Origin of the sequence: Gemmata sp. (assembly GCF_051859125.1) — a bacterium.
Taxonomy (GTDB): domain Bacteria; phylum Planctomycetota; class Planctomycetia; order Gemmatales; family Gemmataceae; genus Gemmata.
Genome location: NZ_JBHYGG010000035.1, coordinates 40,449 through 57,220 on the forward strand (window position 1 = coordinate 40,449; position 16,772 = coordinate 57,220).

The 16,772-nt window shown below is 72.1% G+C and carries 15 protein-coding genes; 11 read left to right on the forward strand and 4 right to left on the reverse strand.

Translation table 11 applies throughout. From position 1 onward, the window contains the following. Positions 1-14: 14 nt before the first annotated feature. The 3 genes from ACTIGN_RS04975 to ACTIGN_RS04985 all read right to left on the reverse strand — a co-directional run bounded on the left by ACTIGN_RS04975 (position 15) and on the right by ACTIGN_RS04985 (position 3,065). The gene (locus ACTIGN_RS04975) at positions 15-905 is read right to left on the reverse strand and encodes an alpha/beta hydrolase (protein ID WP_439621700.1); all 891 of its coding nucleotides are present in this window, start codon (positions 903-905) and stop codon (positions 15-17) included. A gap of 253 nt (positions 906-1,158) precedes the next feature. Further along, positions 1,159-1,716, reverse strand: coding sequence for a peptidylprolyl isomerase (locus ACTIGN_RS04980; protein WP_439621701.1), 558 nt, complete (start codon positions 1,714-1,716; stop codon positions 1,159-1,161). A gap of 287 nt (positions 1,717-2,003) precedes the next feature. Beyond that, positions 2,004-3,065 (reverse strand): DUF892 family protein, encoded by a 1,062-nt coding sequence (locus ACTIGN_RS04985; RefSeq protein ID WP_439621702.1) that lies wholly within the window; start codon positions 3,063-3,065, stop codon positions 2,004-2,006. Between the two features lie 204 nt (positions 3,066-3,269). On the opposite strand from ACTIGN_RS04985, the gene ACTIGN_RS04990 reads away from it, so the two are divergent. From ACTIGN_RS04990 to ACTIGN_RS05035, 10 genes are all read left to right on the forward strand, one after another. Beyond that, the gene (locus tag ACTIGN_RS04990; protein WP_439621703.1) at positions 3,270-5,114 is read left to right on the forward strand and encodes a methanol/ethanol family PQQ-dependent dehydrogenase; all 1,845 of its coding nucleotides are present in this window, start codon (positions 3,270-3,272) and stop codon (positions 5,112-5,114) included. 8 nt (positions 5,115-5,122) lie between these two features. Next, on the forward strand, positions 5,123-6,058 hold the full coding sequence (locus ACTIGN_RS04995) for a substrate-binding domain-containing protein (RefSeq protein ID WP_439621704.1): 936 nt from the start codon (positions 5,123-5,125) through the stop codon (positions 6,056-6,058). After that, positions 6,055-6,588: a c-type cytochrome gene (locus tag ACTIGN_RS05000; protein WP_439621705.1), complete on the forward strand. Its 534-nt coding sequence runs from the start codon at positions 6,055-6,057 to the stop codon at positions 6,586-6,588. The genes ACTIGN_RS04995 and ACTIGN_RS05000 overlap by 4 nt, the downstream gene beginning before the upstream one ends. After that, complete coding sequence (gene coxB / locus ACTIGN_RS05005) at positions 6,585-7,607, forward strand: cytochrome c oxidase subunit II (RefSeq protein WP_439621706.1); 1,023 nt, start codon at positions 6,585-6,587, stop codon at positions 7,605-7,607. Before ACTIGN_RS05000 ends, coxB begins: the two co-directional genes overlap by 4 nt. After that, positions 7,604-9,568, forward strand: coding sequence for a cytochrome c oxidase subunit I (ctaD, locus tag ACTIGN_RS05010; RefSeq protein ID WP_439621707.1), 1,965 nt, complete (start codon positions 7,604-7,606; stop codon positions 9,566-9,568). The genes coxB and ctaD overlap by 4 nt, the downstream gene beginning before the upstream one ends. Then, positions 9,565-10,302, forward strand: coding sequence for a cytochrome c oxidase subunit 3 (locus ACTIGN_RS05015; protein ID WP_439621708.1), 738 nt, complete (start codon positions 9,565-9,567; stop codon positions 10,300-10,302). The genes ctaD and ACTIGN_RS05015 overlap by 4 nt, the downstream gene beginning before the upstream one ends. A gap of 225 nt (positions 10,303-10,527) precedes the next feature. After that, positions 10,528-10,893 (forward strand): hypothetical protein, encoded by a 366-nt coding sequence (locus ACTIGN_RS05020; protein WP_439621709.1) that lies wholly within the window; start codon positions 10,528-10,530, stop codon positions 10,891-10,893. Beyond that, on the forward strand, positions 10,890-11,858 hold the full coding sequence (locus tag ACTIGN_RS05025; RefSeq protein ID WP_439621710.1) for a cytochrome c oxidase assembly protein: 969 nt from the start codon (positions 10,890-10,892) through the stop codon (positions 11,856-11,858). Before ACTIGN_RS05020 ends, ACTIGN_RS05025 begins: the two co-directional genes overlap by 4 nt. After that, positions 11,855-12,238, forward strand: coding sequence for a c-type cytochrome (locus ACTIGN_RS05030; RefSeq protein WP_439621711.1), 384 nt, complete (start codon positions 11,855-11,857; stop codon positions 12,236-12,238). The genes ACTIGN_RS05025 and ACTIGN_RS05030 overlap by 4 nt, the downstream gene beginning before the upstream one ends. 24 nt (positions 12,239-12,262) lie before the next feature. Further along, positions 12,263-13,333, forward strand: a complete 1,071-nt coding sequence (locus tag ACTIGN_RS05035; protein ID WP_439621712.1) for a beta-propeller fold lactonase family protein — start codon at positions 12,263-12,265, stop codon at positions 13,331-13,333. Positions 13,334-13,409: 76 nt separating this feature from the next. On the opposite strand, the gene ACTIGN_RS05040 is transcribed toward ACTIGN_RS05035, so the two are convergent. Next, complete coding sequence (locus ACTIGN_RS05040) at positions 13,410-15,521, reverse strand: YgiQ family radical SAM protein (protein ID WP_439621713.1); 2,112 nt, start codon at positions 15,519-15,521, stop codon at positions 13,410-13,412. Between the two features lie 286 nt (positions 15,522-15,807). Here ACTIGN_RS05040 and ACTIGN_RS05045 point away from each other — a divergent pair, with 286 nt between their 5' ends. Continuing rightward, positions 15,808-16,734: a hypothetical protein gene (locus ACTIGN_RS05045; RefSeq protein WP_439621714.1), complete on the forward strand. Its 927-nt coding sequence runs from the start codon at positions 15,808-15,810 to the stop codon at positions 16,732-16,734. The last annotated feature ends 38 nt before the right edge of the window (positions 16,735-16,772 follow it).

A 16,772-nucleotide genomic window follows, 5' to 3' on the forward strand; every position in this document is an offset into this window, starting at 1 on the left:
GTACTGCTCACCGGCTACTTGTCCGTGCCCTTATTCTCCGCCGCGGGCCCGCGGAACACCAGTTGTGCGAAGTGGTACAGGTCGCTCCTCCAAACGCGGAAGTCGTGCCCGCCGCCGGGGACGACGCGGTACTCGTGGGGCACCTTGTTCTCGTCGAGCATCTTGTGGACCCCCTCGCTGATCCGGAACAGCCCGTCCTTGTCGCCGCACGCCACGTACAGCAGTCTGAGTTTCTTCGCCGCGTCCGCGTGGTCCCGGATGAGGTCGGCGGGGCGCCTGGTGTTCGGGGCCGAGGAGAACCCGCCCACCCACGCGAACGTGTCGAGGTTGCCGAGGCCGAAGTTGAGCGCCTGCCCGCCGCCCATCGACAGCCCGGCGATGGCCCGCGACTCGCGGTCGGCCTTCACCGGGTACGTCTTCTCGACGAACGGGATCAGGTCGGTGAGCAGGTCCTTCTCGAACGCGGCGAACGCCGGCGACTGCTTGGGGATCGGGTCCCGTGCGGTCAGGTCCTTCGACGCCCGGCCGTTCGGCAGCACCACGAGCATCGGCACCGCCTTCTTGTCGGCGTACAGGTTGTCCAGGATCACGTCCGGCGCGCCGCCCCGGGCCCACTCGTTCTCGTCGCCGCCGATGCCGTGGAGCAGGTACAGGACCGGGTACTTCTGGTCCTTGCCGTACCCGGGCGGGGTGTACACGCGGGCCTTCCGCTTGATGCCAACCGTCGCCGAGTCGTACTCGACCGTTTCCAGCGTGCCGCGGGCGACGCCGTCGCGCTTCTTGTCGTAGTCCTTCGGCGGGTCGGGGAACTTCTCCGCCTTCGCCGCGCCCGGTTGGGCCGCGGTGAACGCCACGGGGCAGGCGATCGCGGCCCACGCCGCGAGGACCAGGACGCGGCACTTCATGACTCGACCTCGGGAGTGTGGTTCGTCGCGGTCTCGGAGGGGAGACGAACGAAGGACGGGGCGAGCGGGTAGCGGCGGGTGCGTGTCGGACCGGAACGCGTCGGTGAGGTGAAGGGTTCCACGCTGTCGGGGGTGCCCGGTGCGACCGCACGAGCGGCGCGGCAGTCGCGTCGGGCCGCCGTCGCGGTCCGACGCAGTGTGGAAGCGTCGGACCGCACCCGGCGACCGCTCGGTACCGCCCGACGCGGGAGGACTACCCGACCTTCCCGGAGTCGCTGATGACGACCTTGGCCGACGTCTGCCCGCTCCGCGAGCCGACCGCCTCGATCTTCTTGACCACGTCGTACCCCTTCACGACCTGTCCGAACACGACGTGCTTGCCGTCGAGGTGCGGCGTGTCGGCGGTGCAGAGGAAGAACTGCGAGCCGTTCGTGTTCGGCCCGGCGTTGGCCATCGAGAGGGTGCCCGGCCCGAAGTGCTTGCCGGCCTTGCCCGCGAAGGTCTCGTCGTCGAACTTCCCGCCGTAGATCGACTCCCCACCCCGGCCGTCGCCGCGGGTGAAGTCGCCCGCCTGGCACATGAAGTTCGGGATCACGCGGTGGAACGCCGAGCCCTTGAAGGCGAGCGGGGTGCCCGCCTTGCTCTTGGTGCCGACGCACAACTGCAGGAAGTTCTCGGCGGTCTTCGGGCACGTGTCCGCGAACAGTTCCATCTCGATCCGACCCGCCGCCTTGCCGTCGATGGTGATGTCGAAGAACACCGTGGGGTTCTTCGGGTTCACGGCGTGGAACGGCTTGTAATCGTCTGCCATTGGATTCACTTTCTCGGGTGCTGTGGGCTGACCGCCCTCGGTGTCCGGCCTGTTCATGGAGCACGCGGGCAGGGCCGCAAGGCAGGCCGACAGGAAGATTCCACGCGGGAGGACCACGGAACGTTGACGCATGATGGCCCCCATTGGAAGAATCCGATGAGGAGATTATCGGTCCCCAGGAGGGGAAGACAAGGAAGCCGCTCCCGCCGGGTCCGTCCGGGCCTCGTCCGGATTCGCTCCAGCACGCGAGCCGGCCGACGCTGTGTGATTCGGTCGGAGCCGCACGCCTACCGGCGCGCGGCGCGAACGGCGGCCGCCGCGATGGCCGCGCGGAGGCGGTTCGCCCGGTCCCGCCCGTCGGCGAAGTGGGCCGCGGCCAGTTCGGCCGTCTCGGCGTCGCCGGCCGAGCGCGCGAGCGCGTGCGCGGCGGCGTACACCCCGGCCGCGAACTCGGCGGCGCCCGCCGCCTTCGTCAGGGCGAGCACGGCGCGGTCGACCGGGTCCCGCGGGGCCTGCACCGCGTCCCACACGCGGGCGGCCAACTGGCCCAGGAGCCCCCGCCCGCTCGCCGGCCGCGCGCCGAGCGCCCCCAGCCGCGCCTCCGCCGCCTCCTGCCGCCGCCGGGCCGCCGCCCGGTGGTCCTCCAGCAGCGTGCGGACGTCGTGGTCGCCGCTCTCGTCGGCCAGCGTCTGGAGCAGGCCGACCTGCTCCTTTTCGAGTCCCCACGCGTCGTTGAGCGCGTGAACGAGCCGCGCACGAAGGTCGCCCGCCCGCTCGTCGGCGGCCAACGGCGGCACGTCGGGCAGCCCGCCGTCGGGGGCTATTTCACCCCCGTCCGAAGGGGGCACGCCGCGCATCTCGTCGACCGCGGCCCGGAACTGGTCGAGCGTCCGCCGCGACTCCGCGCCGAGCGCCGCGAACTCGTCCCGTGTCGCCTGGAGCGTGGCCCGCAGCCCGTCGGCCCGCGCCTCGGTCTGGGCGAACTGGTCCTGCAGGCGCCGGACCTCGGCGGCGGCGGCGTCCGCCAACCCGCGCGACGCGGCGGCGGCCGTATCGACCTCGGCCACCGCGCGGCGGATGGCGTCGGCGTCCCCGCGCGTCGCCGCGACGCGGGCCTCGGCGTCGCGGCAGGCGGCGACCACCTCGGCGGTCTCGCGCCGCGCGCCGTCGAGTTCCTGGCGCACGGCCGCGAGTTCCTTGCGCAGCGCCTCCGCTTGCTTCTTCGGCGTCGCCCGCGTGCGGCGCTTGACGGCACCGGTCGGTTGCTTGCTGCGGGTGCGCCGCGACGCGGCGGGGGCCGGCCGCTCGGCGGCCACGGGTTCGGGCGGCGTGTCGGTCTCGTCGGGCATGGCGTTCTCACTCCCGGGAGGGCACCGGACTCATGGCAAACGACGTACCACCCACGCGGCCGCGGGCACCGGATTTGCTCGGGTGAAGTCCGCGATTTCGCTTGCGATCGTGGGCTTCCATGACTCCCGACGCGCCGGTCGGGAAGTGCCGCCAACGCCCGCGGCACCCTTCCGCAACCGCGCGTGCGACCCGAGGATGTGGCGATGGCCAGCGACGTGACCGACCCCGTTGCGCGACCGCCCCGCCGCCTCGCACGCGCGGCGTTCGTCCTGCCGGTCGGGGCCGCGTGCGCACTCGTGTTCTTCGTTCCCCCCGCCCCGCACGGAGCACACGCGCAGCCCGCGCCGGCCGGGGGCGACTGGCCGATGGCGGCGAAGGACCACGCGAACACGCGGTACAGCGAACTCGATCAGATCACCGCCGCGAACGTCCCGGCCCTCAAGCTGGCGTGGACGTTCGACACCGGCATCCACCGCGGGCAGGAAGCGGCCCCGGTGGTCGCCGCGAACACCATGTTCGTCGTCACCCCGTGGCCGAACGCGCTGTACGCGTTCGACCTGTCGAAGCCCGGCCCGGCGGTGAAGTGGAAGTACGAGCCGAAGCCGGCCGCGTTCGCCAAGGGCGTCGCGTGCTGCGACACCGTCAACCGCGGCGCCGTGTTCGCCGACGGCCGGGTGTTCATCACCACCCTCGACGGGCACGTGTGCGGCGTGGACGCGGCGGGCGGCAAGGAACTGTGGAAGACGAAGGTCGGCGACATCCAGAAGGGCGAGACGGTCACCATGTCGCCGCTGGTGGTGAAGGGGAAGGTGCTGGTCGGCAACAGCGGCGGCGAGTTCGGGGTCCGCGGGTGGCTCAAGGCGCTCGACGCGGCGACCGGTGCGCTCGCGTGGACCGCGTGGAGCACCGGGCCGGACGCGGACGTGAAGATCGGCCCCGCCTTCAAGCCGTTCTACGAGGCGGACCGCGGCACCGACCTGGGCGTGAAGACGTGGCCGCCGGGCCACTGGAAGATCGGCGGCGGCACCGTGTGGGGCTGGGTCTCCTACGACCCGGAACTGAACCTCGTCTACTACGGCACGGGCAACCCCGGGCCGTGGAACGCCGAGCAGCGGCCGGGCGACAACAAGTGGACGTGCGGCGTGTTCGCCCGCGACCCGGACACCGGCGACGCGAAGTGGTTCTACCAGTACACCCCGCACGACGAGTTCGACCACGACGGGGTCAACGAGCACGTCCTCCTCGACCTGACGATCGGCGGCCGCCCGCGCAAGGTCCTCGTCCACCCGGAGCGCAACGGCTACGTCTACGTCCTCGACCGCGCGACCGGCGAGGTGCTGTCCGCCGACGCCTTCGTCCGGGTCACCGCGACGAAGGGCGTGGACCTGAAGACCGGCCGGCTGGTCGTCAACCCGGACAAGAAGGTGAAGGTCGGCCGCGTGGTCCGGGACGTGGCCCCGGTCCACGCCGGGGCGAAGGACTGGCAGCCCAGCGCCTTCTCGCCGCGCACCGGGCTGCTCTACGTGCCGCACCAGACGCTCTCGATGGACTGGGAGGGGGTCGAGGTCAACTACATCGCCGGCACCCCCTACGTCGGGGCCAACTCGAAGATCTACGCCGACCCGGTGGACCCCGGCGACGGCAGCCGCGGCGCGCTGACCGCCTGGGACCCGGTGAAGCGGAAGCCGGCGTGGCGGGTCAAGGAGCGGTTCCCGGTCTGGTCCGGGGCAGCCGCCACCGCCGGCGACGTGGTCTTCTACGGCACGATGGACCGGTGGTTCAAGGCGGTCGACGCGCGGACCGGCAAGGAGCTGTGGAAGTACGAGGTGGACTCCGGAATCATCGGCCAGCCGACGACGTTCCGCGGCCCCGACGGCAAGCAGTACGTCGCGGTCCTCTCGGGCGTCGGCGGGTGGGCCGGTTCGATCGTGTCGGCGGAACTGGACCCGCGCGACACCACCGGCGTCAACGGCTGGCTCAACGCCATGAAGGACCTGCCCCAGCACACCAAGAAGGGCGGCACGCTGTACGTGTTCGCGCTCCCGTGAGGCCCCGCATGACGCGCCGCGTGCTGGCCCTGTGCCTGTTGCCCCTCGCCGCCGCGGCGTACCTGGTCGCGCGCCCGCCGGGGGGAGTGGGGGGCGTGAGCCCGCCGCCCGACGCGGGCAGCCAGGCGCCGGCGCCGCTCGGCCCGGACGCCCCGGCACCGGTGCCGCGGAAGAAGGTGCTGCGCGTCTCGGCCGACCCGAACAACCTGCCGTTCACCAACGACAAGCTCGAAGGGTTCGAGAACAAGATCGCCGCCCTCGTCGCGGCGGACCTCGGCGCCGAGGTCGAGTACACCTGGCGCGCCCAGCGCCGCGGGTTCTTCCGCCAGGCGCTCAAGGAGGGCGAGTGCGACGTGGTCCTCGGGGTGCCGGTCGGGTTCGACCTGGCGACCACCACCGCGCCGTACTACCGCTCGACCTACGCGTTCGTGACGCGCACCGACCGGGCGCCGGCGGTCGCCTCGTTCGACGACCCGGCGCTGAAGGCGCTGCGGGTCGGCGTGCAACTGATCGGCGACGACGGGTACAACACCCCGCCGGCGCACGCCCTCGCGGCGCGCGGCGTCGTCGACAACGTCGTCGGGTTCACCGTGTACGGCGACTACGCCGAGCCGAACCCGACGGCCCGCATCGTGGAGGCGGTCGCCAGGGGCGACGTCGACGTCGCGGTGGTGTGGGGGCCGACCGCCGGGTACTTCGCCAAGAAGTCGGCGGTGCGGCTGGCCCTCACGCCGGTCGCGCCGGCGGTGGACGCAAGCGGCCTGCCGTTCACGTTCGGCATCGCGCTCGGCGTCCGCCGCGGCAACACCGAGTTCCGCGACCGGCTCGACGCCATCCTGAAGGCGCGGAGGGCCGACATCGACAAGATCCTGGACGAGTACGGCGTGCCGCGGGTGGCGAAGCCCGCGGGCGGGCCGAAGCAGGGCAAGGAGGGGCCGCCGTGACGCGCGCCCTCCTCCTCGCCGCCGCGTGCGGCGTCGCCCTCGCCTCGTGCCGGCGCGAGGACCGCGACTACCGGCCGGCGGCGCCGTTCGCCGAGGGGGTGCGGTACGCGCAGGACTTCGAACAGAACGCCTTCGCGCTGTCCGAGGGGAAGCGGCTGTTCCAGGCGATGAACTGCAACGGGTGCCACGGGTACGGCAGCGGCGCGATCGGCCCGCCGCTGATGGACGACAAGTGGGTCTACGGGTACGAGCCGGAGCAGGTCTTCGACACGATCGCCCGCGGCCGGCCCAACGGCATGCCGGCGTTCCGCGGCGAGGCCCGCGAGCCGGGCATCACGGTCGTCGGCACGCTGCCGGACTACCAGATCTGGCAGCTCGTCGCCTACGTCCGCAGCCTGAGCGGGCAGGCTCCCGGCGACGCGGCCCCCGGCCGCAGCGACCACATGAGCGGCCCCCCGACGGAGCAGAACCGCGCCAGGGAATCGCCCGTGGTCGCGCCGCCCCCGGACGCGGGGGACCAGCCCAAATGACGCGGGCCGCACTCCTACTCCCTGCTGCCGCGTGCCTGCTCGCGGCCGGTTGCACGGGAACCGAGCGACAGTCGGCCGTGGACCCGGCCGGCGTGCAGGCCGACCGCATTCACGGGCTGTGGCACCTGTTCCTGTGGACGACGGCCGCGGTCTACGCCCTCGTGATGGCCGCGCTCGCCTACGCGGTGTTCCGTCGGCGGCCGCGGGGCGCGTCCGACGAGCCGGTCACCGCCCCGCCGGCCGACCAGGAGGTCCGCAAGGGCCTCGCGGTCGCGGCGGCGGTCGCGGTCACGGTGGCCATTCTGTTCGTATTCCTGATCGCCGACTTCCTCACCGGCCGGCGGATCGACGCCCTCGCCGACCCGGACGCGCCGACGGTCAAGGTGACCGCCCACCAGTGGTGGTGGGAGGTGCGCTACGCCGCCGCGCCGAGCGACGCCGTGACCACCGCCAACGAGCTGCACCTGCCGGTGGGCCGCGGGGTGCGGGTGGACCTCGAGTCGCCGGACGTGATCCACAGCTTCTGGGTGCCGAACCTGCACGGCAAGACCGACGCCATCCCCGGCCAGACGACCCGCACCCACCTCCGCGCCGACCGGCCCGGGGTGTTCTGGGGCCAGTGCGCCGAGTTCTGCGGGCTGCAGCACGCGAACATGCGGCTCCTCGTCGTGGCCGAGCCGGAGGAGGACTTCCGCCGGTGGCTCGACGCCCAGCGCCGGGACGCGGCCGAGCCCGCGACCGAGGGCCAGCGGCGCGGCCGCGAGGTGTTCCTCAAGAACACCTGCGTCATGTGCCACACCGTCCAGGGCACTGCCGCGGCCAGCCGCGTCGGCCCGGACCTGACGCACCTCGCGTCCCGCCCGCGGATCGCCGCCGGCACGCTGCCGACGACCCGGGGCCACCTGGCCGGGTGGGTGACCGACCCGCACGGCGTGAAGCCGGGGGTGCGGATGCCCGTGAACCCGCTCGAGCCCAACGACCTGCGGGCGCTGCTCGACTACCTGGAGAGCCTGAAGTGACCGACCGCTTCGAGGGCGCGCCCGACCCCGCCCCGCCGCCCGGCGGGGGCGCCGAGCGGCTCGCGCTGCGGCGGACCTGGGGCCGGCGGCCGGGGCTGTACGGCTGGCTCACCACCACCGACCACAAGGCCCTCGGGCTGCGGTTCGTCGCCACCGCGTTCGGCTTCTTCCTGCTCGGCGGCCTGCTCGCGCTGGCCATGCGGGTGCAACTCGCGGCCCCGCGGGGCACGGCCCTGGGGCCGGACGCGTACAACCAGGCGTTCACCACGCACGGCACGACGATGATGTTCCTGTTCGCCGTGCCGGTGATGACCGGCATGGGCATCTACCTCGTGCCGCTCATGGTCGGCACCCGCTGCGTCTGCTTCCCGCGGCTACTCAACTACAGCTACTACGTGTACCTCTCCGCCGGCCTGATGCTCTACGCGGCGCTCGTGCTGAACACCGGGCCGGACATGGGGTGGTTCAGCTACGTGCCCCTGTCCGGCCCGGACTACTCCCCCGGCAAGCGGGTGGACGTGTGGTCGCAGATGGTCACACTGGTGGAGGTCAGCACGCTGATCGCGGCCGTCGAGATCATCGCCACGGCGTTCACGCAGCGGGCCCCGGGCATGTCGCTCGACCGGGTGCCGCTGTTCGTGTGGTCGCAGGTGGTCACGGCGTTCATGGTCATCTTCGCCATGCCCGCCGTGATGCTGTCCAGCACGATGCTCGCGGCCGACCGCATGACCGGCATCAGCACGCACTTCTTCAACCCGGCCGAGGGCGGGGACGCGCTGCTGTGGCAGCACCTGTTCTGGTTCTTCGCGCACCCGGAGGTGTACATCATCTTCCTGCCGGCCACCGGGTTCGTGTCGGCCATCCTGCCGACGTTCACGCGGCGGGCGATGTTCGGCTACACCGCCCTGACGCTCTCGCTGGTGGCGACGGCGTTCATCGCGTTCGGGGTGTGGGTCCACCACATGTTCGCGACGCCGCTGCCCCGGGTCGGGCAGGGCGTGTTCACCGGCGCGAGCCTGATGGTGGCGGTCCCCAGCGGCGTCCAGATCTTCTGCTGGATCGCCACCATCTGGGGCGGGAAGGTGCGGCTCAAGTCGCCGATGCTGTTCGTGCTGGGGTTCTTCGCGGTGTTCGTCATCGGCGGGCTGACCGGGGTCATGCTCGCGTCGGTGTCGATCGACCTCCAGGTCCACGACACGTTCTTCGTGGTCGCGCACCTGCACTACGTGCTGATCGGCGGGGCGGTGTTCCCGCTCCTGGGCGCGGTCCACTACTGGCTGCCCAAGTGGACCGGGCGGATGCTCAGTGAACCGCTCGCGTGGGTGTCGTTCTGGCTCGTCTTCATCGGCTTCAACGTCACCTTCTTCCCGATGCACCACCTCGGGCTGCGCGGCATGCCGCGGCGGGTGTACACGTACCTGCCGGAGCAGAACTGGGGCGGGCTGAACCTGCTCGCCACGGCCGGCGCGTTCGTGCTCGCAGCGGGGCTGCTCTGCGTCCTGGTGAACGTGGCCCGCAGCCTCCGGTACGGCGCGGCCGCGGGCGACGACCCGTGGGGCGCGGGCACGCTGGAGTGGGCCGCGGCGTCGCCGCCCGCGCCGTACAACTTCGAGCGGCTCCCCACGGTCCGCGGCCGGGAGCCGCTCTGGGAGGACGACCCCGCGACGACCCCCGTCGTAACGGGCCTGGCGACCGACACCCGCGAGGTGCTGGTCACGACGCCGCACGACGCCGTGCCGCACCACCGCCACCACGTCGCCGAAGACTCGGTCTGGCCGCTGCTCGCGGCCCTGGTCACGGGCGCGAGCTTCGTCGGCCTCGTGTTCACCGCGTGGGCGTTCCCGGTCGGGATGGCCGGCCTCACCGTCACGCTCCTGGGCTGGTTCTGGCCCAGCAAGGAGCCGGAGCCGATCCACCACCCGCAGACGCGGCCCGCGGTGGCCGGGGAGGGGCCGCCGTGACCCCCACCACCGCCCCGACCGCCACGACCGCCCGCCCGACGATCGACGTCTCGCACCTGCCGGCCGAGAGCCGCGACGGCCGCTCGCCGATGTGGTGGGGGAACGTGCTGTTCATGCTGATCGAGACGACGACCGTCGCGCTGCTGCTGGCGAGCTACGTGTACCTGTGGCGGAACTACCCGCAGTCGGGGTGGCCGCCGCCGGCGGCGCAGCACGACCCGCCCCTCCTGAAGCCGGTCCCGGACCTGCCGGTCGGCACGGCCAACCTGCTCGTGCTGCTCGCCACGGTGCCGCTGATGCTGTGGGTGGACCGCGCGTGCCAGCGGCAGTTCGACGCGCTGGAGCGGCGGAACGCGGCGACGCCGTCGGAGGTGCCGCGCGGGCGGGGCCGCCCGCCGCCCGAGCGCCCGGCCGGCGTGCTGTTGGGGCTGCTGGTGCTGGTCGCGCTCGGCGCCGGGTCGCTGGTGCTGCGGTGGCACGAGTTCCCGGCCCTGAAGGTGCAGTGGAACGAGAACGCCTACGCCGCACTCGTGTGGACGATGCTCGGCTTGCACCTCCTGTACGTCGCGATCGAGGTGGTCGAACTGGCCGTGATGCTGCTGTGGACCGCCCTGTACGGGCTGGGGCAGAACCAGGCGACCGACGTGATCCTGACGGCCGCGTACTGGTACTGGACGGTGGTCGTCGGCGCGGTGCTGTACGGTGCGGTGTACTGGTTCCCGCGGCTGGTGTGATCCCGGGTCCGGTGCGAGGTCGCCGTGGTTTGGTATCCGCCCTCTCCCCTTGCGGGAGCGGGCAGCGAGGCTCTGCGAGCGGGTGAGGGGTCGAGCCCTCGGAACTGTTGAGGCAATACCCCTCACCCGGCCGCGAAGCGCGGCCACCTGAAGCAGAAGATCCCGCAAGGGGTTAGGGCAAAACCCGCAGACCAATCCACACGACCCGGTGTGAGGGGTGCGACCGTGGCCCGCCTGCAACTGACCGACACGCCCGTACTGTGGGCCGGCTGCCTCGCGGGGCCGGTCGCGTGGGTGGTTCACCTCCAGGGCGCGTTCGCGCTCTCGGCGTGGGCGACCGAGCGCGACCGCCTCGCGCCGCTGCACGCCCTGAGTGCCGCGTGCCTGCTCCTGGCCCTCGGCGGGCTGGCGCTCGCGTGGCGCTCGTGGCGCGTGGTGGGCGGGTGGCCGTCGGGCTCCGACGCCCCGGCCGCGGGGCGCGTCCGCTACATGGCCGTGATCGGGATGATGACGGGCGCGCTGTTTGCGTGCGTGATCGTCGCCCAGTGGGTCGCCGTGGCCACGCTCCCCCGCACGATGGGGGCCGGATGACGCGCCGCGCCGCTACCGTTCGGTTCGCACTCGTGCCCCCGGCGTGGGCCGCCGCGAGCGCCGTGGCCCGCGCCCACGGCGGTGGCGGGGAGGCGGACGGCGGGCCGCGCGACTGGCACGAGTTGGCCGGGGCGTGGCCGCTGGAGCCGCTCGTCGTGCTGCCGCTGCTCGTCACCGCCTGGGTGTACGCCCGCGGCGTGCGCCGGCTGTGGCGCGAGGCCGGGACCGGCCGCGGCGTCCGGCGGTGGCAGGCCGCGTGCTTCGCCGGCGGGTGGCTGGCGCTGGCCGTCGCGCTGGCCTCGCCGCTGCACCCGTGGGGGAACGTCCTGTTCTCGGTCCACATGGTGCAGCACGAGCTGATGATGCTCGTGGCCGCGCCGCTGCTCGTGCTCGGCCGGCCGGTGGTCGCGACGCTCAAGGCGCTGCCGCCGGGCCGCGTCCGCGGGCTGCTCCGGTGGACGAAGCCGGCCCCGGTTCAGGCGGCGTGGGCCCTCGTCACGAACCTGCTCGTCGCGTGGCTGCTGCACGCGGTCGTGCTGTGGGCGTGGCACGTCCCGGCGCTGTTCGGGGCGGCGCTGCACAGCGAGTTCGTCCACGCGCTGCAGCACCTGAGCTTCCTGCTGTCGGCGGTGCTGTTCTGGTGGGCGATCCTCCACCGCGGGGGCGGCGCGGCGGGGTACGGGGCGGCCGTGCTGTACCTGTTCACCACGGCCGCCCACAGCGGGTTCCTCGGCGCGCTCATCACCCTGGCGGGCGTCGTGTGGTACCCGGACTATGCCGGCACCACGCAGGCGTGGGGGCTGACGCCCCTTGAGGACCAGCAGGCCGGCGGCCTCATCATGTGGGTGCCGGCCTGCACGGTGTACATCGTCGCCGGGCTGGCGCTGTTCGCCGGCTGGCTGCGGGCCTCCGGCGAGCGAGCCCGCCCCCGCCGGGCCGTGGCAACCGCGGAGGTGCGACCGTGACGACGCGAGCGGCCCTTCTCGTCACCGCGCTGGTCGCGGTGCCGGCGTGTGACGCCACCCGGAGCGGCGAGCGCCAGCAGTACGCCGCCAGCATCACCGGCGGCGACCCGGCCCGCGGGCGGGACGCGATCGGCCGCCGCGGGTGCGCCGCGTGCCACACCATCCCCGGCGTCCCCGGGGCCGACGCGAACGTCGGCCCGCCGCTGACGCGCGTCGGCAGTCGCGTCTACCTCGCCGGCGTGCTGCTGAACACGCCGGAGAACATGGCCCGGTGGCTGAGGGACCCGCCCGCGGTCGACCCGCGGACGGCCATGCCCAACGTCGGCGCGACCGACGACGAGGTACGCGACATCTCCGCGTACCTGTACACGCTCCGCTGACCCACTTCACCCGAGGAGACCAGCATGAACCGGCTCATTACGCTCGCGGGCGCAACGCTCCTGGCGGCCGCCCTCGCCGCCGCCGCGGACCCCGAGCCGCCGAAGGGGGCCGCGGCCCGCGGGCACTGGGTGTGCGTGACCAACGAGGGGTCGGGCGACGTCACCCTGATCGACGCGGCGACCGGCACCGTGGTCGGCACCGTCCCGGTCGGCAAGCGGCCCCGCGGCGTCCACGCCAGCCCCGACGGCAAGACGCTCTACGTCGCCGTCAGCGGCAGCCCGGTCCTCGGCCCGCCGAAGCTCGGCGACAAGGGCGCCCCGGTACTCCCGAAGGTGGAGGGCGGCGACCGCGCCGAGGACGGCGTCGCGGTCATCGACCTGAAGGCGAAGCGGGTGGTGAAGCGGCTGCCGGCCGGCACCGACCCCGAGGAGTTCGCCGTCAGCCCCGACGGGAAGCGGCTGTACATCTCGAACGAGGACGCGGCCACGGCCACCGTGTTCGACCTCGCCGCCGGCAAGGTCGAGGCGGTGGTGAAGGTGAGGGAGGAGCCGGAGGGGGCCGCGTTCAGCCCCAACGGCAAGTTCGTCTACGTTACCTGCGAGACGAACGGCGAGGTGGTCGTGATCGACGCGAAGGCGAACAAGACCGTCGCCGAGGTCGCGGTCGGCGGGCGGCCGCGGACGGTCGCGTTCCGGCCCGACGGGTCGCAGGCGTTCGTCCCGTCCGAGACCGCCGGCACGGTCGCGGTGGTCGACACTGCGTCGCACAAGGTGGTGCAGACGATCACCCTTCCCGCCGGGTCGCGGCCGATGGGCACCCTGGTGAGCGGCGACGGGACGAAGCTGTACGTCACCACCGGCCGCGGCGGGACGATGTGCGTGGTGGACCCGGCCGCGGGGAAGGTGCTGCACGCGATCAAGGTCGGCCCCCGGCCCTGGGGGCTGGCGGCGGCGCCCGACGGCAAGCGGCTGTTCGTCGCGAACGGGCCGTCGGACGACGTGTCGGTGATCGACACGGGGGCGGCCAAGGAGGTCGCCCGGGTGAAGGTGGGGAAGAGCCCGTGGGGCGTCGCGGTCGTGCCGGCCCCGGAGTAGCCCACCGGGCGCGGTTCCGGGCGACGGACTGGTGCCGCGCCCGCGGCCGGCTCAGGTTCCGGCGGTCGAGCCCCGGTCAGCGGCCCTTCTTCTTGCCCTGTCGCCGCTGCTGGGTCGTCCGCCCCGGGCGGTAGCCGGTCGGCTTCGGCGGCTCGGCCCCGCGCTCGCCGGGCGCCTCGCCCTTCGCGGGGTTGGCGACGGTGTGGTAGTGGTCGCCCCGGAGGGCCTCGTTCGCCTGCCGCCGCTTCGCCTCGATGGCCTCCCGCGGCGGGTTCGCGGGGATCAGCCCGTCGCACCCGCCGATCAGGTCGGCCCGGCCCGCCTGGATCAGCGCCTCGCGGACCGTGAAGTAGTTCTCGGGCTTGAAGAACTGCATCAGCGCCCGCTGCATCTTGCGGTCCCGCAGGTTCCTCGCCGACTGCACCGGCTTGTTCGTGAACGGGTCGAGCCCCGTGTAGTACATGCACGTCGCGATGTCGAACGGGGCCGGGATGAAGTCCTGCACCTGGTCGGGCCGGTAGCCGTTCCGCTTCAGGTACAGGGCCAGGTCGATCATGTCGGCGAGGTCGCTGCCCGGGTGGCTGGCGATGAAGTACGGGACGATCTGCTGCCGCGGCTTGCCGCCCTCGGCCGACGCTTCCGAGAACTGCTCCGCGAACACGCCGAAGTTGTCGATGCTCGGCTTCTTCATCAGGGCGAGCACCCCCGGGCTGGTGTGCTCGGGCGCGACCTTCAGCCGGCCGCCGGTGTGGTGCGCCGCCAACTCGCTGACGTACTCGGGCGACAGTTGCGCCAGGTCCATGCGGATGCCCGACGACACGAACACCTGCCGCACGCCGTCCACCTCGCGGGCCTTCTTGAGCAGTTCGATCGTCGGCCCGTGGTCGGTGCCGAGCAGCTTGCAGACCCCCGGGTGGATGCACGACAGCCGCTTGCACTTCGCCTCGACCTCGGGCCGGGTGCAGCGCATCTGGTACATGTTCGCCGTCGCGCCGCCGATGTCGGAAACGACCCCCTTGAACTCCGGGTCGGCCGCGAGCTTCTCGACCTCCTTGAGGATGCTCTCCGGGGAGCGGCTCTGGATGATGCGGCCCTGGTGGGCGGTGATCGAGCAGAACGTGCAGCCCCCGAAGCACCCCCGCATGCTCGTGACCGAGTCCTTGATCATCTCGTGCGCCGGGACCGGCTCGGTGTAGCTCGGGTGCGGGCGGCGGCTGTACGGCAGGTCGAACACGGCGTCCATCTCGGCCGCGGACAGCGGCAGCGCCGGGGGCGTCTGGACCACCGCCTGCCGGTCGTGGAACTGCACCAGCGTCGCGGCGTTGAACGGGTTCGTGTTCGTGTGGATGACCCGCGTCGCCTCGGCGAACTTCCGCTTGTCGTCGCGGACCTCCTCGAAGCTCGGGATCTCGACGAACGCGGAGTGCGGAGTGCGGAGTGCGGAATCGGAAGACGGGGCGGACCGGTCTTCGTTCCGCGTTCCGAATTCCGCGTTCCGCAATTCTGAGGACTCCCTGGCCCCCATCGCGTAGGCGACGCCGCGCAGGTCGCGCAGGTCCTTGACGGTCTGGCCGGCGGCCAGCCGCTTCGCGATCTCGGTGATGCTGTGCTCGCCCATGCCGTAGGCGACGAGGTCGGCCTTGCTGTCGAGCACGATCGACCGCTTCACCGTGTCGGACCAGTAGTCGTAGTGGGCCAGCCGCCGCAGCGACGCCTCGACCCCGCCGGCGATGACCGGCACGCCGGCGAACGCCTCGCGCGCCCGCTGGCAGTACACGAGGGTCGCCCGGTCCGGGCGCAGGCCGATCCGGCCCCCGGGCGAGTAGGCGTCGTCGTTGCGGACCTTCTTGTTCGCCGTGTAGTGGTTGATCATCGAGTCCATGTTCCCCGCGCTGACGGCGAAGAACAGCCGCGGCTTGCCGAACTGCCGCCACGGGTCGCACGACGTCCACTCGGGCTGGCTCAGGATCGCGACGCGGAAGCCGGCCCGCTCCAGCACCCGGTGCAGGATCGCCATCGCGAAGCTCGGGTGGTCGATGTAGGCGTCGCCGGTGACGAACACCACGTCCACCGCGTCCCACCCGCGGGCGCGCATCTCCTCCGCGGTCGTCGGCGCGTGCGGGGCCGCGTACCGCTCGGTCCACATCGGTAGCGACAGGCGGGCGGACTTGGCGGTCGGGGTCGGCATGGTCGGGTGGTCTTTCGGCGAAACGCGGGTGCCCAGGAATTATAGCAGGCGCGTGTTTCGTGCGCGACTTTGGATCGGGCGGCGATGAAAGCAAAGAGATTTACCCGCAGATTACACAGAGGACACAGATTTTTAGACAGAGGACAGAGGAGATAAGGGGCAAACTGCTTGTTCCCTGCGGATCTCTGGTTTCTGTCCCCTGATTTCTTTCTGAAAATCTGTGTCCTCTGTGTAATCTGCGGATAAATCTCTTCTCTCCCGACCCCGCCGCAGACGGAGCCGCCAAGTGGACGTCATCGAGTACCGTGGCTGGAAGAACAACCTGCGCCTGGCCAACGCCGACGCCGAACTGGTCGTCACCCTCGACGTCGGCCCCCGCGTCATCTCGTACCGGCTCCCGGGCGGGGTGAACGTCATGAAGAACTACGACTCGATGATGGGCGGCACCGGCGAGCCCGAGTGGCAGCTCCGCGGCGGGCACCGGTTCTGGCTCGCCCCCGAGGACCTCACCCGCACGTACTTCCCCGACAACCGCCCCGTGAAGTGGGAGGCGATCGGCGACCTCGCGGTCCGGTTCACCCCGCCGCCCGAGACCGAGTACGGCGTCCAGAAGGTGATGGAGCTGAAGCTCGGCAAGACCGGCACCCGGGTCGACGTTCGATTGCAGGTGACGAACATCGGGACGGAGCCGACGGACCTCGCCCCGTGGGGGCCGACGGTCATGGCCCCCGGCGGCGTCGAGATCATCCCCCTGCCCACGAAGAAGAACCACCCGGGGCCCGTCAGCAACGCGAAGACGCCGGCCGACTACGGCCCGAACCAGGAACTGATCCTGTGGCCGTACTTCGACTTCGCCGACACCCGGTGGGCGTTCGGCAAGAAGTACATCATGCTCCGCCAGGACGTGACCAAGGGACCGACGAAGATCGGCCTCGCGCACCGCATGGGCTGGGCCGGGTACCTGAACTCGGGCGTGCTGTTCGTGAAGCGGTTCGACTACCGCGAGGGGGCCGTGTACCCGGACCGGGGCACCCGCTACCAGACGTTCTCGAACGAGGACATGCTGGAGATGGAGACGTGCGGCGAGCTGGTCACGCTGCACCCCGGGCAGTCGGCCGAGGTGGTCGAGGCGTGGGAGCTGCACGGCAACGTGCCGCCGGTGCGCACCGAGGCCGACGTGGACCGGGTGATCCTGCCTTTGGTGGGTAAGTAAGCACGAAATTCGAAGCACGAAATCCGAAAGGAAGACCC

What these genes read in the sequence shown, in the direction of transcription:
- ACTIGN_RS04975 (WP_439621700.1), bottom strand. Translation starts at nt 905, where the DNA reads ATGAAGTGCCGCGTCCTGGTCCTCGCGGCGTGGGCCGCGATCGCCTGC.
- ACTIGN_RS04980 (WP_439621701.1), bottom strand. Translation starts at nt 1,716, where the DNA reads ATGGCAGACGATTACAAGCCGTTCCACGCCGTGAACCCGAAGAACCCC.
- ACTIGN_RS04985 (WP_439621702.1), bottom strand. Translation starts at nt 3,065, where the DNA reads ATGCCCGACGAGACCGACACGCCGCCCGAACCCGTGGCCGCCGAGCGG.
- ACTIGN_RS04990 (WP_439621703.1), top strand. Translation starts at nt 3,270, where the DNA reads ATGGCCAGCGACGTGACCGACCCCGTTGCGCGACCGCCCCGCCGCCTC.
- ACTIGN_RS04995 (WP_439621704.1), top strand. Translation starts at nt 5,123, where the DNA reads ATGACGCGCCGCGTGCTGGCCCTGTGCCTGTTGCCCCTCGCCGCCGCG.
- coxB (WP_439621706.1), top strand. Translation starts at nt 6,585, where the DNA reads ATGACGCGGGCCGCACTCCTACTCCCTGCTGCCGCGTGCCTGCTCGCG.
- ACTIGN_RS05025 (WP_439621710.1), top strand. Translation starts at nt 10,890, where the DNA reads ATGACGCGCCGCGCCGCTACCGTTCGGTTCGCACTCGTGCCCCCGGCG.
- ACTIGN_RS05035 (WP_439621712.1), top strand. Translation starts at nt 12,263, where the DNA reads ATGAACCGGCTCATTACGCTCGCGGGCGCAACGCTCCTGGCGGCCGCC.
- ACTIGN_RS05040 (WP_439621713.1), bottom strand. Translation starts at nt 15,521, where the DNA reads ATGCCGACCCCGACCGCCAAGTCCGCCCGCCTGTCGCTACCGATGTGG.